Raw genomic sequence first — 20,773 nt, 5'->3', positions numbered from 1 at the left:
TACAAGTCTTTCCATACTTGCAGGACAAGGTTTCAACGAAGCAACTGGAGGACAGATGTCGGCAAAACTCACGGATGTCGCAAAGCTGGCGGGGGTCTCCCTGGCAACTGCGTCGCGGGCGTTCGGGGATCCGGGCCGGCTGGCAGCCGAAACGCGGCAGAAGGTCATGGCCGCTGCCGAGCAGTTGGGTTACGACGTGCCCGGAGTGACGGGCAGCCGGACGTTCGGCGTCATCGTCCCCGACATTTCAAATGCGGTGTTCGCCGCCCTTATCAAAGCCATCCAGGACCAGGCATGGCATGGCCGCCACCGGATGGTCCTCGCCGACACCTCCGAATCGTCCTCGAGGGAACGCGCACATCTTGAGTCCTTTGCCACGGGCGTGGATGGCATCATCCTTTGCTCACCCCGCCTGCCTTCCGAGCAGATCCACGATCTCGCGGGCAGCGCACCGCTGGTCGTGATCAATGGCGAGGCGGAGCACGCCGCACGGGTGCTCATGGAGGCCGGCGAGGGAATCCGCCAAGCCGTCGAGCATCTCTACGCCCTCGGTCACCGCAAGCTCGCTTACATTCCCGGACCCGCGTCATCGTGGGCCAACGGCCAGCGACGTGCAGCCATCACCCGCTTCTGCGCCGATTGGGGCATCGAGCTTGTCACCGTGGGGAACCAGAATGCGACGGTCGACGGCGGATTGGCCGCGGCGGCGTCGGTGGTCGCCAGCGGTGCCACCGCTGTTATTGCCTACAACGACCTGGTCGCCATCGGCATGCTCGCCGGCGCCCGTACCCTTGGCTACCACTGCCCGGAGGACATCAGCGTTGTCGGCATCGACGACCTCGACATTGCCGCCGCGGCAGAGCCGGGGCTCACCTCCATCCGCGTACCCATTGACCGAAGCGGCGCCCTCAGCCTTGAGCTCCTCCTGGAGCAGATGGCCGGAAAGCCGACAGCAACTGAAGCCGTGCACCTCAGTTCACAACTCATCGTGCGTGGCTCCACTTTTGCCGCGCGCACCGCAGAGCAAGCCCTCCAGGGAAAGTAACCATGAGAATCGTCATCGCAGACCCCAACCTGATGCCCCACCGCTCCACTTTCGAAACCGCGCTCCCCGAGGGCGCCCTTGCCTCCTGGCACGACAGCTGGAGCGAGCATGCGGTGCTCACCGACCTCAAAGATGCCGACGTCTACGTCGGGCCACGTTTCACCGAAGCCATGGGCTCGGCCGCGGGCAACTTGCGCCTGGTCCACGTGGGCGGTGCCGGATACGACGGTATCGACGCGTCCGCACTGCCCGCAGGGGCGGTGTGCGCGAACACCTTCCACCACGAAAGCTCCATTGCCGAACACATCGCCGCGGTTTTGGTGGCCCTCCGTCGCAACCTGATCGGTCAAGACGCGGCGCTTCGGAGCGGTGTCTGGTCTTCGTCCGTTTACTCCTCCGAAATCCGCCAGCCGGAAACACTGCGCGGCGCTGTGGTGACATTCCTCGGGTTCGGGCACATCGGCGGAGCGGCATGGTCGCTCCTCAAGGCCTTCGGCGCCGAAGGCATCGCCATCACCCGCAGCGGAAGCGTCGACGCACACGCCAACGCCTTGCGGTGGGCAGGCACCATTGAACGCCTCGGCGAGGCACTGAGCGAATCCGACATCCTCGTGGTCAGCATTCCGCTCACGGAGCAAACCACCGGCATCGTAGGCGCGGCCGAACTCGACGACCTCGGCCCGGACGGCTTGCTCGTCAACATTGCCCGCGGACCGGTCGTGGCCGAAGCCGCCCTCTACGAAGCCCTGAAAGACCGGCGGATCGCGGGCGCTGCGATCGATGTCTGGTACCAATACCCGGGCACTGACGGCCGCGGCGACCCTTCCACCCTGCCGTTCGGCCGGCTGGACAACATCATCATGACCCCGCACTCCTCCGGCGTCACTGCAGAGACCTTCCGCAGCCGTGCACTCGAGATTGCCGAAAACATCACCCGCCTTTCCACGAACCAGCCGCTGAAGAATGTAGTGATTTCCCGATGACCCGAAAAATCGTCGACGTCGACGTCCTGGTAACCAGCCCCAGCCGCAACTTCGTCACCCTCAAGATCACCACCGACGACGGCATCGTCGGTTGGGGTGACGCCACCCTGAACGGCCGCGAACTGTCCGTCGCGAGCTACCTGCGCGATCACCTTGCCCCAGCCCTGCTGGGCAGGGACGCGGACCGCATCGAAGATACCTGGCAATACTTTTACAAAGGTGCATACTGGCGCCGCGGGCCGGTGACCATGGCCGCGATCGGCGCCATCGACCTCGCCCTCTGGGACATCAAAGGCAAGGCCCTCGGTGTTCCGGTCTACCAACTCCTGGGCGGCGCAGCCCGCGACAAGATCCTCACCTACACTCATGCCACGGGCTGGGACCTTCCGGAGTTGCTGGACTCGATAGACCAACGCCGCGAGCAGGGCTTCCGCGCCGTCCGCGCCCAGTCCGGCGTCCCCGGCCTCGACAAGGTGTACGGGGTCGCCAAGGGAGCCGCGAGTTATGAACCGGCCGGACGCGGTGCCGGTCCAGTCGAAGAAGACTGGGACACTTCTGCCTACCTGCGCCACGCCCCGAAGATCCTCTCCGCAGTCCGTGAGCACGTCGGCCCCGAGCTCAAGCTCCTCCACGACGTCCACCACCGGCTCAACCCCACCGAAGCCGCCCGCTTGGCCCGCTCGTTGGAAGAGGTGGACCTGTTCTGGCTCGAGGACGCCACCCCCGCCGAGAACCAACGGTTGCTCCGTACGCTGCGTCAGCAGACCACCATTCCCTTGGCCATCGGCGAAGTCTTCAACACCGTCTGGGACGCCGAGTTGCTCATCACCGAACGGCTCATCGACTACATCCGCACCGCCGTCGTACATGCCGGAGGCATCTCCCACGTACGCAAGATCCTGGCTCTCGCCGAGGTCTACCAGATCAAGGGCGCACCCCACGGCCCGTCCGACGTCTCCCCCGTCAACCTGTCGGCTTCGCTGCACCTCGGCCTTGCCACCAGCAACTTCGCCATCCAGGAGTACATGGGGTACGACCCCTTGGTCTCGGAGGTGTTCCAATCGAGCTTCCGCTTCGAGGACGGCTACCTGCACCCGGGTGACGAGCCAGGCCTGGGCGTCCAGGTGGATGAACATGCCGCTGCACGCTTCCCCTACACGCAGGCTTTCCTGCCCATCGCGCGGGAGCTCGACGGCTCCATGAAGGACTGGTGACCCATGGCCACGCCAATCCTGCCGCCGCTGAACGCGGGAACACCAGGAATCCTGCGGCGAACTGCCGCCCCGGCTCCCGGCATCGTGCACCTCGGTTTCGGAAACTTCCACCGCGCACACCAGGCCGTGTACACGGAAGCCGCCATAGGCTCCCGCGGCGGTGACTGGGGAATCATCGGAGTTTCCAGCCGTTCCTCGGCCATTACCGACGCCATGCACGCCCAGGACATGCTCTACACCGTGGTGGAAATCTCACCCGAGGGATCGAAGTTCTCGACCCCTCGCGTGCACACAGATGCCTTCGTCGCGGCACAGGAACCGCAGCGCGTGGTGGCCGTCATCGGTGCCGAGACCACGCGCATCGTGTCCCTGACGGTCACGGAAAACGGCTACACCTACAGCCCGGCAACAGGCTCGCTGAACGTTTCCGACCCTGACGTGCAGCACGATCTCGCCAACGGCGCTGCCCCCCGCACCCCGATCGGGCAGATCGTCCGCGGACTTCAGCAGCGGGCACGAACCCACGGTAAACCAGTGACGGTCCTCAGTTGCGACAACCTGGCGGACAACGGGCACCACACCCAACGGCTCGTCCGCGAATTTGCCTCATTGCTCCCGGCCGGCGAGGCCGCCGAGGCGCTGCAATGGATCGATGCGAACGTCACCTTTCCGTCATCCATGGTGGACCGGATCGTGCCCGCCACGACGGACCGCTACCGTAGCCTCGTCGCCGAACAACTCGGCTATGCGGACCAGATCCCCGTGCCGGCAGAGCCATTCACCATGTGGATCCTGGAGGACGACTTCATAGCCGGCCGCCCTGCTTGGGAGGCCGGAGGTGCGATCTTCACGGACGACGTCGCAGGCTACGAGCAGCTCAAGGTCAGGCTCTTGAACGGCACCCATTCCCTGATCGCGTACCTCGGAGCGCTGTCCGGAGCGGCCACCATTCCCGATGCTGCTGGCATCGACTACATCGAAGCCGCCGCCCGCCGGGTCCTCCGCGACGAGTACCTGCCAAGCGTCACTGTGCCAGGGGCCGTCGACGTCGACGCCTACGAGGAGCAACTCTTCCTGCGTTGGCGCAATTCGGCATTGGGGCACCGGACCAGCCAGGTAGGCAGCGACGGATCCGTCAAACTCCGCCAGCGGATCCCGATTCCCGCCTTGGAAATGCTCGACGCCGGCGCTATGCCCCACTACCTCGCCCTCACCGTCGCCGCGTATCTCTCATGCATCGCACCTCTTCGAGGATTCGACCCCGGCAACCACGCCAACGCGATGCAGGACCCCGCCCGCGGGACACTCCAGGACCTCGCAGAGCGATCCAGCTCCGGGCGGGACCTCGCGGCGAAGGTACTCGGCGAACACCATCTCCTAGGTGACGAACTCGCGACCCGCGAAAGCTTCGTCCGGCGAACAGGCGAGCTGATCGACATCATCCACCGGCAAGGTCCCCTCGCCGCCGCAAACGCTGCCGCCGAGTCAACGTCACTACTTCCCGCACAGACCCGGAGCATCCGATGACCACCCAAACAGTCCGCCGCGCCGACGGAACCTCCCTGCCGCTGACCACGGAAGCCGCAGTGCTCCACGGCGCAGGCGAACTCCGGATCGAAGAGAAACCCCTCAAAGCCATGGGGCCGAAAGATGTCATCGTTGAAATGCGTTCGGGCGGTATCTGCGGCTCGGACATGCACTACTTCGCCGACGGCCGCAACGGCACCAATGTCCTCCGGCAGCCCACTGTCCTCGGCCATGAGGGAGCCGGCGTCGTCATTGCGGCCGGTGAAGCTGCAAGCATTGCCGCGGGCACCGCCGTCGTGATTGAACCGGCGCTCCCGTGCCGGAATTGCCCAACCTGCCTCTCCGGACGCTACAACCTCTGCCCGGCGGGGACCTGCTTCGGCTCCCCGCCCACGGATGGTCTCTTCGCCCGCCACGTGGCGGTGCCCGACGCCGCCCTCCACGAACTCCCGGCCAACATCCCGGCCGAGATCGGGGCAGCGATCGAGCCCCTCGCCGTCGCCGTTTGGGCGGTTGAACGCGCCCAGGTGCGGGCCGGGCACCGGGTGCTCATCACAGGCGCCGGGCCGATCGGCCTGCTCGTGGCGCAAGTGGCGGCCTGCCGCGGCGCGTCGGAGATCGTCGTGACCGACGTCAACGACGACCGTCTGGCTGTTGCTGCCCGGTTCGGCGCCACCCGGACCATCAACACGTCGGTGACGGCCTTGGACCTGAAAGACATGGATCGCCTGATCGAATGCTCCGGCAACACCCGCGCGCTGGCTGACGGAATCCTGACACTTGCCCCTGCCGCCCGGGCAACCGTCGTCGGCCAGGCCCGCCCCACCGTCGACGGGATCCCGCTCGGCTTCCTCCAACGCTTCGAAATCGACTTGGTGACCGCGTTCCGGTACGCCAACGCGTTCCCGACGGCGATTCAGCTCGCTTCATCGGGGGCTGTGGACCTCCGGTCCATCATCACCTCCACGTTTGACCTCGCGAACGCCGCGGCCGCACTCACGGCGCCCGTGAGCGACCCCACCAACCTCAAAGTCCTCATCACCTACTGACTCGGCCCACGTACGGGCCAGCGGACATCCATTCAAAGGAGTATGGAAATGACCACAGCAGCGAACCTCCCGCCCACGCCGGTGGACCAAAGCAAGGTCCGGAAAGCCGCCGTCGCCGGGCTCATCGGCACCACGCTTGAACTGTACGATTTCGTCATCTACGGCACCGCGTCGGCACTCGTGTTCAGCAAGCTCTTCTTCCCGAACATTTCCCCCGCGGCGGCGCTGCTGGCCAGTTTCAGCACCTTCGCCGTTGGATTCCTGTTCCGGCCCCTCGGCGGGATCTTCTTCTCTCACTTCGGCGATCGGCTTGGCCGCAAGTGGGTACTGGTGGTCACCCTGCTGCTCATGGGTGGGGCTACCCTGGCCATCGGGCTCCTGCCGACCTTCGGCCAGGTAGGGCTCCTTGCCCCGATCCTGCTGTGTGTCTGCCGCGCTGCCCAGGGCTTTGGCGCCGGAGCGGAGCAGTCAGGCGGAGCAACGCTCCTCACCGAATCCGCCGCCCCTGGAACCCGAGGCAAGCTGGCGTCCCTCATCATGGTTGGCGCGGCCGCAGGAACGGCGCTCGGCGCACTCGTGTGGATCGCGGCCCAGTCGCTGGCGCCCAACGACATGCTCACGTGGGGTTGGAGGCTCGTCTTCCTCTCCAGCATCTTCGTGACCATCGCAGCGCTGGTCATCCGGCGCAAGCTGGACGAATCACCGGTCTTCGAAGAGATCAAGCAGGCCCGCACGGAACCCCCGGCACCCCTGCGGGAAGTTGCCAAATACGGCAAGGCCAACGTCCTGCGCGTCATCCTGATGAACCTCGGCGTCAGCACCCAGTCATACACGATCCAGGTGTTCATGGCCTCGTACCTCATCACCGTGGTCGGAACGGACCCGAAGTTCATTCCCCCTGTGCTGCTCATCGGTTCGCTCTGCGGCGGGGTCGCGGCGGTCTCCTTCGGAATCCTGTCCGACAAGATCGGGCGCCGGCGCGTCGTATCACTTATCACCGGCGCACTCATCCTGTTCCCGGCCCCAGCGTTCCTGCTGCTGACCACCGGCTCGCCGGTAGCCATCGTGTTGGTGATCGTGGTCGGCTTCGTCCTGGCATGCCAAGGCGTGGTGGGCGTGCACATGAGCTACTTCCCGGAGATCTTCGGTAGCCGCTACCGCTACGCAGGCGTCACCTTGGGCCGCGAGTTCTCTTCCATCATCGGCGGAGGCATCGCTCCCATGATCTGCGCGGCACTGCTGGGGATGTTCAGCAACTCCTGGATTCCCGTGGCGATCTATATGTCGGCGACCATGCTGATCAGCTTCATCGCCACCCGCATGTCACCGGAAACCCTGAACCGCGACCTCACGGACCCCGAGGACGCGGCACACGGCAAAAGCGGGATTATCGCGGTGACCTCCGAAGCGCAGCCCGTCCAATAGCACCCGAAGGGCAACCGACGGCGGCAAGTGCCGCCGTCGGGAAGGCCCGCCAGCCAACCAAGATACGAAGGGCATCCATGTTCCATCTCGAAACCCCGGACACCGTCTCCAGTCCGGCGCCATCCGCCATCCTCCTCGACACCAGGGTCGTGGCAGTGTTGCGGGCCAAGCATGCCAAGGACTACAGCCCCGTCATCGAAGCCCTTCGGGTCGGCGGTGTGCTCAGTATCGAGTTGACCTTGAGCACGCCCGGAGTGTTTGAGGAGCTTCCCCTGTTGCTCGATCGCTTCGGCGATGCCGTGGAAATCGGCGTCGGCACGGTGACCACTCCTGCGGAGGCCGAAACGGCACTCGACCTGGGCGCCGCGTACATCGTTACGCCCATCACCGAACCGGACGTCATCACTGCCTGCACTCGACGCGGCGTGCCCGTCTTTCCCGGTGGGCTCACTCCCACCGAGCTCCACACCGGCTGGAAGCTAGGCGCCACCGCCGTCAAACTCTTCCCCGCATCCACAGTCGGGCCCGGCTACATATCGCAACTCCGCGGCCCCTTCCCTGACATCCAAGTGGTCCCGTCAGGCGGCCTCACTATCGAAGACGTACCTGCATGGATCCGCGCAGGCGCATTGGCGGTGAGCCTCGGAGGGCCGCTCCTCGGCGATGCCTTCAAGGGCGGGAGTCTGCCTGAGTTGACCACGCGGGCGCGACGGGTCCGGAACCTCGTTGATGGGGCGCGTGAATCCCGATGAGTCAAGGAACATATGTCGTCACCCTTGGCGAAACCATGGCGCTCATGGCTTCGGACAAGGCCGGCCCGCTGGCCCATGCGTCCACCATGAGCCTCGGCATCGGAGGGTCTGAGTCCAATGTCGCCATCGGCCTGCAACGCCTGGGTGTCCAAGCTGTCTGGTGCAGCCGCATCGGCGCGGATTCCCTCGGCCAGCTTGTAGAGCGGGAGATCCGCGCAGAGGGCGTCGTCGTCCACGTGACGGTGGACGACGACGCGCCGACCGGCCTGATGGTCAAGGAACGCCGGACCCCCACAGCCCAGAAAGTTGCGTACTATCGCTCCGGCAGTGCGGGTTCCCGGATTGCGCCCGACGACGTCGACGAACGGCTGATTGCGGGGGCGGCGTTGCTCCATGTCAGCGGGATCACCCCGGCACTCTCTCCGCAGGCCGCTTCCACCCTTCACTACGCTGTCGCCGCAGCCAAAGCAGCCGGTGTTCCGGTATCTTTCGACCTGAATTACCGCAGCAAGCTCTGGGACGCCGAGGCCGCCGGAAGCGCCTACCGCGAGATCATCCCGCACGTGGACATCGTCTTCGCGGGCCTTGAGGAGGCCGAACTCGCAGTCGGGACAGTCCGCGACGCCGAAGAGGCCGCCAGGCGCATCGCCGCCATGGGTCCGGGCCAAGTGATTATCAAGTTGGGCGCAGATGGCGCGTTGGCATTCATCGACGGCCAACTCTTCCGACAGGAAGCCATGGAAATCGACGTCCTCGATACCGTGGGCGCCGGCGACGCGTTCGTGGCCGGATACCTCGCCGAATTCGTCGAAGGCTTGGGGGCTGGGGAGCGTCTTCAGACAGCCGTCAGAACCGGTGCATTTGTGTGTCTCGTGCCCGGCGACTGGGAGGGGCTCCCCCGGCGCGATGAACTGAGACTCCTCGGCAACCCTGAACCGGTCAGTCGATGAGCACCTTCTTTGTAGGGCCTACGCGGTAGGGGCCTACGCGGCCGCACCAAGCTTGAAGCGATGGGAAGCTCGATCTGGCCCGCCGCGCCGAACCGTAACCTTCCCTCCATTCAGGACGATTACCCCACAGGGGACGAATGTCCATGTCCCCGGCAAAGGGGGCCTAGACTGTACGGGCTCCGTCGGTTCGAAGAATGCGAGGTAAACCCGTGCCGGATGGCCCTATCACTGGAGACAGCGATGCTCTTATTGCGGGTCGGTACAGGCTGGGAACCCTGATCGGCCGCGGCGCGACTGCGTCGGTGTACCGGGCACAGGACGAGAGGCTAGGCCGCGACGTGGCGCTAAAGCTCTTTGCTCCCCAGCTCGGAGGGCCGGACGAGCTTGCCCGGCATGAAAACGAGATGCGGCTCCTGGCGACATTCAACCATCCGTCACTCGTGACTCTCTTCGATGCCGGTACCGACCATCGGGACCCGGAGCATGCCCGGACATTCCTCACTATGGAACTGATTCATGGTCCGGATCTGTATTCCAGATTGCGGGACCGGCCGCTGACGACCCAAGACATAGCCCACATAGGAGCGGATCTGGCGTCGGCCCTGGAATACGTCCATGGGCGCGGGATCATCCACCGCGATATCAAACCTGCGAATGTCCTCCTGCCTGAAACCCCGGTAGGGTCACCCATCCGGCCCAAGCTCACCGACTTCGGAATCGCCCGCATCATCGAGGGAACGCGCCTGACGGCAACGGGCACCATGGTGGGAACCGCCGCGTACTTGAGTCCGGAACAGGCCACCGGCTCTGCCCTCGGACCGGCCAGCGATATCTACTCCCTCGGCCTTCTCCTCCTCGAATGCCTGACCGGAAAGCTCGAGTACCCGGGAACCAGCGTGGAGTCGGCCGTTGCGCGGCTCCACCGGCCGCCCCGTGTGCCCGAGGCCCTCGGGACGCGGTGGGTTGACCTCCTCACCGCCATGACATCGGCTGAGCCCTCCGCCCGGCCCGGCGCACTGGAGGTTGAGCAAGCACTGCGGGATGCCTTCAGTTCCGGCGTTCCCGCGCCAACGCCGGTTGCCCCGAATGGAGCCACGCAGAGCCTTCCCCGCATGCCCGATCGCCCGCCCCGCACCGCGAAGGCCACCGTCCAGATGGGGGTGCAGCCCGCGGCAATGGCCGGGCGGGGGAAGCCCGTAATCCGAGCGCGCCGAAAGGCGTGGGCCGTCGGTGCGGCACTTCTTACCACCGCACTGGTGATTGTTGGTGTGAGTGCCTTCCAGCCGCCTGCGCCCGCCGCACCGGACCCGTCCGTCTCGGCAACGCCAACGCCCAGCACCCCCACGCCGACGCCTTCACCGAGCGTTGAGATATCGACGCCGGTTGCTCCGGCTCCTGTAGCACCGGTGCCGCCGGGGCGCCACAAGGGCAACGGCAAGGGAAACGGCGGTTAGGAACCGGCGCTTGGTCTGAGGACGCGGCAACAATGCACATGGAAAAGGGGAGGGCCGGCACGCCGACCCTCCCCTTCGTTCCTGCTGTTGCTAGATTCCGCCGTCGCGGGTGTCCCGGGTCACGATGCGGTCCCCCGTGACGGGGTCTACTGTGGCGCGGCTTTCGCTGATTCGACGGGTCCGGCGCGGGCCGAACACGAAGAGGGAAACGATCAAGCCGATGACGCCGACGACCATAAGGATGTAGCCGACCATATGGAGGTCGATGAATGACACGACATCTCCGGGGATCGCGAAGGCCAGAATGGCGCCTATCGCAATAAGGAAGATGGATGATCCGATACCCACTGGTGTACCTCCTGCTGAACCGCGGACCCGGCGGTGGCGGGTATTACTAAGCTTACTTTGCATCGCCAAAACTACACGTCGACGCCCCATCCGGCAACCACATCCCTGCGGAATCCGGGATCTGTGCGGCGCAAGGGGCTAAACGCTAAGGGTGCTTTGCTTTAAGGTGACCGCCGGGTACGGTCGTTAGAAGGACGATATGTCTCTATTGGGGAGGTCAGCGTGGCAGGAAAGTTTGAACTATTTGTCGATGCCCGGGAACGCTACAGGTTCCGGCTTAAGGCGGCGGACGGGACCGTCATGGCGGTCTCGAAGGATTTTGAGACAAAACGCGCCGCAGTGGTGGGAATCCGCGAAGTGCGGGCATGCGCGGGAATGGGACTGATCACGGACCTGTGCCCGGGCCAGCCGGCAGCACCCGGACCGGCATCCGGAATCTCCGCGCCAGCCCTTCCAGAAGCGAGGCCGCCCCGGGGCCGGAGTTGGCTGGGCCGAACCTCCATCGCTCGCAAGCGCGGCATCAAAGCACTGACGTCCAAGCGGTGGCCGAACCTGGTCAAATAGCGCCGGACTGCGGAAAAGGCCGGTTCCGCACTCTTCAGAGAGTGCGGAACCGGCCTTGTCTGTTAAGGCTACTTTGAGACCGGGGTCTTCTTCCGGGTCAGCGCGGCCCACCGGGAGGCGAGCCCCCACTTGGTGACGTTGATCATGGCCTCAACAACTATATTGCCGCTCATCTTGGAGGCACCCAGCTCGCGCTCAACAAATGTGATGGGGCATTCGACGATCTTCAGGCCGAGCTTGGCGACCCGCCACGCCAGATCCACCTGGAAACCGTAACCAACCGATTCGACCTGGTCCAGCTTGAGCGCCTCTAGCGTGCTGCGCCGGAACGCGCGGTAGCCGCCGGTGATGTCCTTGATCTTCAAGCCAAGCATGAGCCGGGCGTAGGTGCTCCCCGTGCGTGAAATCGCTTGACGGTAGAACGGCCAGTTCACCGTGCCGCCACCGGGAACCCAGCGTGAGCCCATCGCAAGGTCGGCGCCGTCGTTGATCGCGTCAAGCAGCAACGGCAGCTGCTCGGGCTGGTGCGAACCATCGGCGTCCATCTCGACAAGGACGTCGTATCCGGCGGCCATGCCCCATTTGAATCCGGCGATATACGCGGCTCCGAGGCCTTCCTTGCCCTTGCGGTGTAGGACATGGACCTGGCCGTCCTCGGCGGCGATGCTGTCGGCTAGCTGTCCCGTGCCGTCAGGGCTGTTGTCGTCGACAACCAGGACGTCTGAGGCGGGCACAGCCGCGCGCAGCCGTCCGAGGGTCTTGGGTAGCGATTCCAGCTCGTTGTACGTGGGGATGATCGTCAGGACACGCAAGAAGAGGCCTTTCCTTGATGGAGCGGTCAGTGGGCCGGAGCAGCAGCGTGGCTGGCATTCAGGCGCAACTCTCCATTATAGAACGACAACTTGACGTACCTGGGGACACCTGTGGCGTCCGCCACATGGGTCTCACTTGGCCGCGGGCAGGCCCACTAGCGCAGGTCCAGTGCCGGCACGCGTGTTGAACTCGAGGCCGAACCGTTTTCTGCGGCGCAGTGGACCTGCCCACTACGAGTGCCACGGTCTTGGAAAACGGGTCCGTTGACTGTTTTTGGCAGCGGACCCCACCGCGGCCAGACAACCAGGTATTTCCTGTGGAAGCCTGTTGACCCTAAATGCTACGGACTTCACAAATCCTGTCAAGCGCCGCCTGAGCTGGGGCTTTATCTATACATGCAGGTCAGGGGCCCCCAGGACCAGCAAAGCTATCTGCAACTATGACCGCAAAATTTCGCTCGCGAAGATCTCCTGGCCTTCGCGTACGGTCTGCAGGCAAGCGGGATCGCTACCGCTGTCCAGCGCGGGGAGGAGAGGCGTCCGTGCACGTGGATCGGTAGACCAGGACTGGACGCGGTCGTCGGCCACCTGCACCATCAGCTCTTCGACTTCCCACACCGCAAAACTCGCAGGTGCCCCGGGAACCAACTGTCCCATCAGCGGATTGCGCTCTTTGCCGGCCCGCCAACCGGCCCGGGTGTGTCCGAGGAACGCTGCCCGCGCCGAAATGCGCTGATCCGGATTGCTGTGTTCCAAGCATGCCCTGACGCTGGACCATGGGCGCAACGGGGTGACCGGGCTATCGCTTCCGAAGCACACCGGCACGCCCGTGGAGTAATACGAAGCGAAGGGGTTCATGGCCACGCTTCGCGCCCCCAGGCGCTGCTCGTACAGTTTTCCCGCCCCGCCCCAGGTGGCATCGAAGGCGGGCTGTGCGCTCACTGTGATCGAATATTTCGCAAGCCGGGCGAGATCGCCGGCATCGGCCATTTCCACATGCTCAAGACGGTGCGCGGCGGCACGGACCCGCTGCTCCCCCACCTCCGATGCGGCAACGTCAAAAGCGTCCAGCGCCGTCTTCAGTCCTGCGTCGCCAATGACGTGGAAGCCTGCCTGGATACCGAGCGCTGAACAGGCCGCAATGTGGCCGGCGGCTTCGTCGACGGAGACGTAGAGGCTTCCACGGTGGCCTGGAGCGTCGGCGTAGTCTGCGCTGAGGGCAGCCGTTCTCGAACCGACGGAACCGTCGATGTTCAAGTCCCCCGCCAGGCCAAGGACGGGCACGCCCAAGCCTTCCAGGATGGCAGAGGCGTGCTCGGCCGATGTGGCGAGTTCGCCCCAATAGGGAAGGATCCCGGGCACGCCCGCGCTGCCCTCCTTCCACGACGCAGAGTTCCACGACGCAGACATCCGAAGGTCGTCGACGCTGCAAATGTGCGGGGCCGCCATCTCGGCCAAGGCGACATAGCCGTGGGCCGCAGCCTCGCGCAGGGCCAGTTCCTGGTATCGGCGGCGCTCGGAGTCGGGGAACTGCCTGGCGACCAGCCGGGCCGCGGCGTGGGCGGCCCTCAGGACGTGCGCCGAACCGTCGTAGCCATCGAGGCCGTCCAGCCCGGCCGCGGATGCCAAGGCGGATGAGGCAAGAGCCGAGTGCGCATCTACGCGCGCCAGGTACACCTTGCGCCCGCCTGCGGCGCGGTCGAGCTCCTCGGGCGTGGGCAGCGTCTTTTCGTACCACACCGACTCGTCCCAACCGTGGCCAAGCACGACGCCGCTGGTACCGAGTGCCTTGGCGGCCAGGGCGACGGCGTCGAGCAGCTCCCGCGCCGAGCGGACCCCGCCAAGGTGGAGGGAATCGGAAGCAATTCCGGTCTCCGTGAGGTGCATGTGGGAGTCAACGAAACCGGGCGCCAGCAAGGCTCCCCGGAGATCGATCACCTCCATCGATGAGTCGGCAATCGATGTTGCAGCCTGCTCAGAGCCAACCCAGGCAACAGTGTCACCGTCAACCAGCATTGCCGTCGCGAAGGGATCAGCGGCTGTGTAGACGGAGCCGTTCCGGTACATCGTGACCTTGCGGGGCCGGGTTTCGGCGGGCACGCCTGGATGAGTCATGGATATGCTCCTTGCTGGGAATCTGTGGTGTGTCAGGAGACGTTGGAGTAGGCGACGACGCCGCGCCGGACCAGATCGATCGCTTCGCGGCACATCTTGGTTTGGCGCCGTTCGAGCCCTGGAATCTTCGCCATCTGGTCCAGCAGGTCGATGACCTGCTTCGCCCAGCGCACAAAGTCGCCTGCGGCGAGGTCGGTGCCGCTGAGGACCTCCTGGAGATGGCGGCCCTTCGCCCACTTGAAGATGGGCCAGACAAGTCCCAGCTCCGGTTCGGCGGTGAGCGGGAGCCTGTTCTTGTCCTCGACGTCCTCCAACGCAGACCACTCCCGGACCACGATGTCCACGGACGTTTCGAGGGATACGGACGGCATTTTGGGTCGCAGGCCGCGATCGTCGCGCTTGGCTTGGTAGACCATCGTGCTGGCCAGCGCAGCCAGTTCGGCGCCATCGAGGTCCTTGATGGCCCCTTGGCGGATGGATTGGGAGATCAGTAGGTCTTTTTCGCCGTAGATGCGGCGCAGGCGCTGGCCGTCCGCGCTGATGGTGACATGGCCGGCGTCGGACGTCTGGAGGTAACCGTAAACGGCGAGGACATCGCAGACCCGGTCAAATGTCTTCGCGATCGTGTTGGTACGGCCCTGGATCTGCCGGATGAGCCCATCGGTTTCATGCCGCAGTTTCCACCAGCGTTCGGCCCAACGGGCATGGTCCTCACGCTCGCTGCAGCCGTGGCACGGATGGGCTCGCAGTGCCCGGCGAAGGTCTGCGATCTTCTTTTCCTGGTCCGGCATGTAGCGGGCGCGCCCGAAGTCCTCGCTCCGGTTCGTGCCGCGGGCCGGCGGACGCCCCTCCCGCACGGCATTCCGCATGGCGGATGCCAGATCACGGCGGGATTTGGGCAGCTTGGCGTTGAACGCCTTGGGAATCCGGATCCAGGACACGGGATCAACCGGCCCTTCGACTTCGTGGGCACCGATCCTGTGAAGCTGGTTGTCTTCCGTCAGGACCGCGGGCCGAGGTTCGCGCGAGTTCGGATCGGCATTGAGCACGACGGCGTAACCCGGCGTGCGTCCGCCCGGAACCTTGACGATGTCGCCGGGCATGAGCCGGCTCAGGGAGTCAACGGTCAGCGACTTGCGGGCCCGCGAGGTGCTCCTCGAGGCGAATTGTTCTGCCTCGCTGAGATCCCGCCTGAGCTTGGCGTACTCAGTGAAATCGCCGAGGTGGCACTTCATGGATTCGGCATAGCCGGCCAGGGACTCTTCACGGCTTCGCACCTGCCGGGCCAGCCCGACGACTGAACGGTCCGCCTGGAACTGGGCGAACGACGATTCGAGGATCTGCCGTGCCCGGGGCCGCCCGAACTGGGCAATCAGGTTGATGCTCATGTTGTAGGTAGGGCGGAAGCTTGAGTTGAGCGGATAGGTGCGCCGCGAAGCGAGGCCCGCGACGGCAGCAGGATCCGTACCCGGTTGCCAAAGCACCACTGCGTGGCCTTCGACGTCGATTCCGCGCCGTCCCGCCCGGCCGGTCAACTGGGTGTACTCCCCCGCGGTGATGTTGACGTGGGCTTCGCCGTTGAACTTGTCGAGCTTCTCCAGGACGACACAGCGTGCGGGCATGTTGACGCCCAGGGCGAGGGTCTCCGTGGCGAAAACGGCTTTGACCAGGCCATCGGCGAAGAGTTTCTCGACGACTTCCTTGAAGGTCGGCAGCAAACCGGCGTGGTGCGCCGCGAGCCCGCGGAGCAGCCCGTCGCGCCAACTCCAAAAGCCCAGGACATCGAGGTCGTCGGCGGGAATCTCCCGGCTCGCCTCGTCCACCCGGGACGCAATGATCTGCTGTTCGCGCTCGGTCGTGAGCCACAGCCCGGCCGCGGCACACTGCGCAACAGCTCCGTCGCAACCGGCGCGGGAGAAGATGAAGGTAATGGCCGGAAGCAGTCCTTGACGGTCCAGGCTCGCAATGATCTGGGGCCGGCTGGCCTTGCGCACCGGGCTGCGCTGCTCACTGGCTGTGTTGTCACGCTGGCGGTCCTGCCGCCGGCGGCTGCGTCCGCCATGGCCAAAGCGGCCGCGGAAGTTCATCTGGCTTTCCGCCCGTGCCATGGAAAGCAACTCCGGGTTGACCTCGAATTCCCTTTGCGGGGGGTTCCTGTCGGGCTCCCGGACTGGCTCCGGCACGGATCCTTCGCCGTCTGCTGCCTCCGGAGCGATCTCGTCAAAGGTGGTATCCCCCGCGAAGAGATCAACGATTTCACGCCCCACCATGACGTGCTGCCACAAGGGGACGGGACGGTGTTCGGAGACAATCACGTCGGTGTGTCCACGCACCGTGTCCAGCCACGCGCCGAACTCTTCCGCGTTGGACACCGTGGCGCTCAAGGAAACCACTTGCACTTCGCTGGGCAGGTGGATGATCACTTCTTCCCAGACTGCGCCGCGGAAGCGGTCTGCCAGGTAGTGCACCTCATCCATCACGACGTAGCCAAGGTCCCCCAAGGTGTCCGAATCGGCATACAGCATGTTCCTCAGGACTTCAGTGGTCATCACCACGATCGGAGCCTCGCCGTTGATGGTGGTGTCGCCGGTCAGCAGTCCAACGCTTGAGGCACCGTACTTCGCCGATAGCTCGGAGAACTTCTGGTTGCTCAGCGCTTTGATCGGCGTCGTGTAGAACGCCTTGAGCCCGCGTTCGAGGGCCAAGTAGATGGCGAACTCGCCGACGATTGTCTTCCCGGCCCCCGTGGGCGCCGCCACGAGTACTCCCTTGCCTTCCTGGAGCGAACGGCACGCGTCACGCTGGAAAGGGTCAAGCTCGAACTCCAGCGACTGGGCAAAGGTGCCAAGATAGGTTTTCGACTCGGCACTCCGTTGCGCTGCTGCTTGAAAGGCTTCTGAGGGCGAAAGGGCCCCTGAATTGGAGGACATGCTTCAAGCCTAGTGGCCGTGGGACTACAGGTTCTCCAGATCGGAGGCGGGTGTGGCGAGGTCGGCCGTGGCTTCCGTCTCGGCGGCAATCTTCGACTGCTGGCGGGCGCGACGTTTGTCGTTCAGCATGCAGAGACCAATCGCGGCGAAGAACAGCACCAGGAGCGGGCCGGCAAGCATGAACATTGACAGCGCGTCAGCACCGGGCGCGGCAACCGCTGCCAGGACAAACACGAGAAAGACCGTGATGCGCCAGGCCTTGAGGATGGTCCTGCCGCTCAAGACGCCCGCCATGTTGACGCCCACCAGCACCACCGGTACCAGGAAGGCGATACCCAGGAAAAGAAGCATGTGCGTAGCGAACGTCAAGTACTGGGAAGCGTCGATGTTGTTGGCACCGTTTTGTGGAGTGAACTGCAGCAGTGCCCGCACGACGTTCGGAATCACCAGCCAGGCGACGTACACGCCAACCAGGAACAATGGCACAGCGGCGGCCATGTACCCGAGCGTGTACCGGCGTTCCTTCTTGGTCAGGCCGGGAGTGATGAATGCCCAGACCTGGTAGATCCAGATGGGGCTTGAGAGTACCAGGCCGATCTGGATAGCAATGCGGAGCTTGAAGTCGAAGGGATCGGCCACGCTAGCGAAGTTCAGGACCGCGGTGCGTTTGGTCTCCTGCGCGATCTTGACCAATGGATCCGACAGGCTGTTGACTACCGGCTCATAGAGGAACCACCCTGCCACGGCGCCTAGGAGAATGCCGATGGCAGACTTGATCAGCCGGTTCTTAAGCTCCCTCAGGTGGTCTAGGAGCGCCATCCGCCCTTCGGGGTTGGCTTTGCGGCCCGTCTTCGTTGCCACTACTGCTTAGCTACGGCTTGCAGGCGGAACGTCGGTGTCGTTGCCGCTCTTGTTCGCTTCGGGGTGGTTGACCACTTTGCCTTCAACGGGGTCCGTGTCGTCCTTGGCCGCCGGCTTGCCGTCGTTCTTCATTTCCTTGACTTCGGATCTGATGATGCGCATCGATTGGCCGAGGCTGCGGGCCATGGCAGGCAGCTTGGGTGCCGCGAAGAGCAGCAGGGCCACGATGATGATAATGACAATTGGCCAAGGGCCATCAAATAGTCGTCCCACGGGAAGTCCTTTCGTTGGAATACATCCTACGTCTAACTGAAATCGATGTCGTGCAGAGACTGGGGTTGGCCCCGTTCCGCTTTGCGCTTAACGCGCTTCTGGCGACGCACTTCCTGGCGGGAGGCCTTGGCCGTCACGTAATCATGACGCATCTGTTCCGGTGAGGCAAAAACGGCCGCACCGAACACTTTCACTGGAGACTCGCCGTCGTCGTCGGGGCGTTCGGGAAGGTGCGTGCGGTGCCCCAGCCGCTCCCCTGCGGCACTCAATTCACGCACCGTGGCCATGAACTTCCGGAAAAGCCGGACGCCCAACAGGACGTAGCAAAGCAGCGACACCGCGATCAGCGCGAGCCATAAAAGGATCCAGGACCACCAAGGCATCTGAGTAGTCTAACCAGCCTTCATTGCTTGTACTGCGCAAGTGCGGCAGCCAGCCAGGCGACCGAGGCGCCGGCAAGCCCCTCTGGCGCCAGTATGCGGGCCGCACCGCCGTGCTGTGCGACAAACATCGGCAACCAGTCCGCATTTCCGAACCGGACCTCGGCAAGCAAGCCGCCGTCGGGAAGCACGGCCGTCCGTTCCGCATAATAGTCATCCGCCAGCCCCGCGCCTTGCCGGGTCAGCTGGAGCACGACCACCACGTCGTCGTCGTTCGGTGTGTATAGCTTCACCGGGACGCCCTCCTCGGTGCTTGCGCTCTTGGAAACGGAACGGCCGTTGGGCTCGATCTCCTCGATGCGGTCCAGGCGGAAGTTCCGCAGCCCGGCTTTGCTGTGGCAGTACGCCTCGAAGTACCAGGTGTTGTCCAAGGAATAAAGCCGGAAAGGGTCGACGTCCCGTTGGGACACGGAGTCGTGCTGCTGAGACAGGTAGCGAAGCCGCAATTGGCGGCCCTCCTGGATCGCGCGGGTGATGGTGTCGAACGCGCCGGCGTCGGCCGGGGCGACGGGCGGGCCGGCGACTGCCGCCGCCAAACGGCCGGCCTCCCCTGCCGCGCCGGTGAGCTTCAGTGTTACTGACTGCAGGGCTCCGCTTTGCTCGTCCTCCGACATTCCGGCTTGGGCGGGAAGCCCGCCCAGGGTCGCCAAGCCCGTCAGCAGGGCGGAAGCCTCATCAACACTGAAGCCGATGGGCCGGTTGAGGTCGAGGTGCTCGCGGATGTAGACGTGCTCGTTTTCCCAATCGATATCGAACAAGTCATCCGGATAGCCTTCGGGGCGGCCGGAGCAAATCAGGATCTTCAGGTCCTCGACTAGTTCCTCGCGGGTGACACCGAAACGGTCCGCCACTTCCTGGATGGGCAGGCCCTGGTTATGGACAAGGAAGGGGACCAGCTGGAGCATGCGGTTGAGCTGGTCTTCCGAGGTCCGCTTACGCGCCCGCGGTGCCGGTCCGGCGTCTTCGACGCGGACCTCGACGGCGGGGCTCGAGGCGAACGCGGCGGCAGCCTCAAGGCGACGGATCACGGCGTCGCGCAGCTCGGGAGGTCCCTCCACGAGCACGTGGGGACCGTAGGAGGCCAGTTCTTCGGCGAGCAGTTCGCTATCCCGGTACGGCACGGAGAGGCGGTCCCTTCCCATCCGGGAGCCACTGACGCCTCCGGCTCCGCCGACACCCACCGCGCGCTTGCGAAGACCCAGCAGACGGCCTTCGGCGACGTCGAGCTGGGCCTCCTGCAAGGGAAGTTCATTGAGGCCGTCCAGTTCGGCACGGGTATCAAACCCTGGGGGGATTTCGCAGTGATACGCGGTCTCAACGTGAACATCGCTCGTCATCCGGGACAGCCTGAAAAACCGTTTCGCTTTCCGGCCCCTGTCGTAGCCCACCAGGTACCACTGGCCGAACCGGCTCCCGAGGCCCCAGGGCTCTACCATCCGGCGTTCGTCTTTGCCGGTACTCGCGGCACGGTAGCCAAAACTCACAGGGTGCCGGCCGTTCATGGCCACGATGATGTCGTCAAAAGCCTGGCCGGCGGGCTTGATGCGCGGTTGGACGCCGGCGGGGAGTTCGACGTCGGCAAGGTCGCCGGAAGCCTGCAGCTTACGTAGCGCGCTTGCAGCGGCAGAGCCAAGCGCCGCGCGTTCCCACAGCTGCGCGGCCAGAAGCAAAACCGTGCCCTCGGCCGGCGTCAGGTGCACGTACGGCAATCGATTGGACTCCTTGCCGATCCGGTATCGGGTCGAAGCGGGATCGTCCGAGCCGAAACCGTGGTCAAGGAGCGTTTCGATGTCGAAGCCAAACCGCTTCAGCTCCGCCTTGTCCCGCTCAAACATGCGTCCGAACGCGACGTCGCTCTCGCCGGAATCGTGATAGACCTGCTGCCTGAGAACGGCCCGTGACAGCCCGTATTTCGTGTTCAGAAGGGCGATCAGCAGGTTCAGGAGTCGTTCGGTACGTGATGCGGACACGCCTGCTACGTTACTAAATTCCTCCGGCAAAGGCGGAAGGGGGGGGGGGGGGGGGGGGGGG

The 20,773-nt window shown here is 64.7% G+C and carries 18 protein-coding genes; 10 read left to right on the top strand and 8 right to left on the bottom strand.

Going from position 1 to position 20,773, the window contains the following annotated elements; translation table 11 throughout:
* Window positions 1–55 precede the first annotated feature (55 nt).
* The 9 genes from AC3WJU_RS02080 (at window position 56) to AC3WJU_RS02040 (ending at window position 10,399) form a co-directional block, all read left to right on the top strand.
* Entirely contained in the window at window positions 56–1,045 is a 990-nt protein-coding gene (locus tag AC3WJU_RS02080) for a LacI family DNA-binding transcriptional regulator (RefSeq protein WP_307053968.1), read from the top strand.
* A 2-nt stretch (window positions 1,046–1,047) separates the two neighbouring features.
* Entirely contained in the window at window positions 1,048–2,028 is a 981-nt protein-coding gene (locus tag AC3WJU_RS02075) for a 2-hydroxyacid dehydrogenase (protein ID WP_492259009.1), read from the top strand.
* The gene (gene manD, locus AC3WJU_RS02070; protein ID WP_492259008.1) at window positions 2,025–3,242 is read left to right on the top strand and encodes a D-mannonate dehydratase ManD; all 1,218 of its coding nucleotides are present in this window, start codon (window positions 2,025–2,027) and stop codon (window positions 3,240–3,242) included. The genes AC3WJU_RS02075 and manD overlap by 4 nt, the downstream gene beginning before the upstream one ends.
* 3 nt (window positions 3,243–3,245) lie before the next feature.
* Window positions 3,246–4,769: a mannitol dehydrogenase family protein gene (locus tag AC3WJU_RS02065; RefSeq protein ID WP_492259007.1), complete on the top strand. Its 1,524-nt coding sequence runs from the start codon at window positions 3,246–3,248 to the stop codon at window positions 4,767–4,769.
* Window positions 4,766–5,818, top strand: a complete 1,053-nt coding sequence (locus tag AC3WJU_RS02060) for an alcohol dehydrogenase catalytic domain-containing protein (protein WP_492259006.1) — start codon at window positions 4,766–4,768, stop codon at window positions 5,816–5,818. Before AC3WJU_RS02065 ends, AC3WJU_RS02060 begins: the two co-directional genes overlap by 4 nt.
* 48 nt (window positions 5,819–5,866) lie before the next feature.
* Complete coding sequence (locus tag AC3WJU_RS02055) at window positions 5,867–7,243, top strand: MFS transporter (RefSeq protein WP_492259005.1); 1,377 nt, start codon at window positions 5,867–5,869, stop codon at window positions 7,241–7,243.
* A 77-nt stretch (window positions 7,244–7,320) separates the two neighbouring features.
* Window positions 7,321–7,995, top strand: a complete 675-nt coding sequence (locus tag AC3WJU_RS02050) for a bifunctional 4-hydroxy-2-oxoglutarate aldolase/2-dehydro-3-deoxy-phosphogluconate aldolase (RefSeq protein WP_284988162.1) — start codon at window positions 7,321–7,323, stop codon at window positions 7,993–7,995.
* Window positions 7,992–8,945 carry a sugar kinase gene (locus tag AC3WJU_RS02045; protein ID WP_492259004.1) on the top strand — a complete coding sequence of 318 codons (954 nt, stop codon included), beginning with the start codon at window positions 7,992–7,994 and terminating at the stop codon, window positions 8,943–8,945. Before AC3WJU_RS02050 ends, AC3WJU_RS02045 begins: the two co-directional genes overlap by 4 nt.
* A gap of 209 nt (window positions 8,946–9,154) precedes the next feature.
* Entirely contained in the window at window positions 9,155–10,399 is a 1,245-nt protein-coding gene (locus tag AC3WJU_RS02040) for a serine/threonine-protein kinase (RefSeq protein WP_492259003.1), read from the top strand.
* Window positions 10,400–10,489: 90 nt separating this feature from the next.
* Here the strand turns inward: AC3WJU_RS02040 and AC3WJU_RS02035 are convergent, their stop codons facing one another.
* Entirely contained in the window at window positions 10,490–10,747 is a 258-nt protein-coding gene (locus AC3WJU_RS02035) for a DUF6458 family protein (protein WP_078107972.1), read from the bottom strand.
* A gap of 222 nt (window positions 10,748–10,969) precedes the next feature.
* On the opposite strand from AC3WJU_RS02035, the gene AC3WJU_RS02030 reads away from it, so the two are divergent.
* Window positions 10,970–11,311, top strand: a complete 342-nt coding sequence (locus AC3WJU_RS02030; protein ID WP_492259002.1) for a YegP family protein — start codon at window positions 10,970–10,972, stop codon at window positions 11,309–11,311.
* A 68-nt stretch (window positions 11,312–11,379) separates the two neighbouring features.
* Here AC3WJU_RS02030 and AC3WJU_RS02025 read toward each other — a convergent pair whose 3' ends face one another.
* The 7 genes from AC3WJU_RS02025 to AC3WJU_RS01995 form a co-directional block, all read right to left on the bottom strand.
* Window positions 11,380–12,123, bottom strand: a complete 744-nt coding sequence (locus AC3WJU_RS02025; protein WP_059389224.1) for a polyprenol monophosphomannose synthase — start codon at window positions 12,121–12,123, stop codon at window positions 11,380–11,382.
* Window positions 12,124–12,561: 438 nt separating this feature from the next.
* A complete protein-coding gene (locus AC3WJU_RS02020) occupies window positions 12,562–14,238 on the bottom strand; it encodes an amidohydrolase (protein WP_492259001.1) in 1,677 nt (558 codons plus the stop codon).
* Between the two features lie 32 nt (window positions 14,239–14,270).
* Window positions 14,271–17,168, bottom strand: a complete 2,898-nt coding sequence (locus tag AC3WJU_RS02015) for a DEAD/DEAH box helicase (RefSeq protein ID WP_492259000.1) — start codon at window positions 17,166–17,168, stop codon at window positions 14,271–14,273.
* Window positions 17,169–17,192: 24 nt separating this feature from the next.
* Entirely contained in the window at window positions 17,193–17,987 is a 795-nt protein-coding gene (gene tatC, locus AC3WJU_RS02010) for a twin-arginine translocase subunit TatC (RefSeq protein WP_059389226.1), read from the bottom strand.
* Between the two features lie 48 nt (window positions 17,988–18,035).
* Window positions 18,036–18,302: a Sec-independent protein translocase subunit TatA gene (gene tatA / locus AC3WJU_RS02005; RefSeq protein WP_059389227.1), complete on the bottom strand. Its 267-nt coding sequence runs from the start codon at window positions 18,300–18,302 to the stop codon at window positions 18,036–18,038.
* Window positions 18,303–18,334: 32 nt separating this feature from the next.
* The gene (locus AC3WJU_RS02000) at window positions 18,335–18,685 is read right to left on the bottom strand and encodes a hypothetical protein (protein WP_059389228.1); all 351 of its coding nucleotides are present in this window, start codon (window positions 18,683–18,685) and stop codon (window positions 18,335–18,337) included.
* Between the two features lie 20 nt (window positions 18,686–18,705).
* Window positions 18,706–20,712 (bottom strand): helix-turn-helix transcriptional regulator, encoded by a 2,007-nt coding sequence (locus AC3WJU_RS01995; RefSeq protein ID WP_492258999.1) that lies wholly within the window; start codon window positions 20,710–20,712, stop codon window positions 18,706–18,708.
* Between the last annotated feature and the right edge of the window lie 61 nt (window positions 20,713–20,773).

This window comes from Arthrobacter sp. FW306-1B-F12A, from assembly GCF_058781865.1.
This window is presented reverse-complemented; position numbering and strand designations above follow the sequence as displayed.

Coding starts and splice junctions, on each gene's coding strand:
- AC3WJU_RS02080 (WP_307053968.1), top strand. CDS start 56: ATGTCGGCAAAACTCACGGATGTCGCAAAGCTGGCGGGGGTCTCCCTG.
- AC3WJU_RS02075 (WP_492259009.1), top strand. CDS start 1,048: ATGAGAATCGTCATCGCAGACCCCAACCTGATGCCCCACCGCTCCACT.
- manD (WP_492259008.1), top strand. CDS start 2,025: ATGACCCGAAAAATCGTCGACGTCGACGTCCTGGTAACCAGCCCCAGC.
- AC3WJU_RS02065 (WP_492259007.1), top strand. CDS start 3,246: ATGGCCACGCCAATCCTGCCGCCGCTGAACGCGGGAACACCAGGAATC.
- AC3WJU_RS02060 (WP_492259006.1), top strand. CDS start 4,766: ATGACCACCCAAACAGTCCGCCGCGCCGACGGAACCTCCCTGCCGCTG.
- AC3WJU_RS02055 (WP_492259005.1), top strand. CDS start 5,867: ATGACCACAGCAGCGAACCTCCCGCCCACGCCGGTGGACCAAAGCAAG.
- AC3WJU_RS02050 (WP_284988162.1), top strand. CDS start 7,321: ATGTTCCATCTCGAAACCCCGGACACCGTCTCCAGTCCGGCGCCATCC.
- AC3WJU_RS02045 (WP_492259004.1), top strand. CDS start 7,992: ATGAGTCAAGGAACATATGTCGTCACCCTTGGCGAAACCATGGCGCTC.
- AC3WJU_RS02020 (WP_492259001.1), bottom strand. CDS start 14,238: ATGACTCATCCAGGCGTGCCCGCCGAAACCCGGCCCCGCAAGGTCACG.
- AC3WJU_RS02015 (WP_492259000.1), bottom strand. CDS start 17,168: ATGTCCTCCAATTCAGGGGCCCTTTCGCCCTCAGAAGCCTTTCAAGCA.
- tatC (WP_059389226.1), bottom strand. CDS start 17,987: ATGGCGCTCCTAGACCACCTGAGGGAGCTTAAGAACCGGCTGATCAAG.
- AC3WJU_RS02000 (WP_059389228.1), bottom strand. CDS start 18,685: ATGCCTTGGTGGTCCTGGATCCTTTTATGGCTCGCGCTGATCGCGGTG.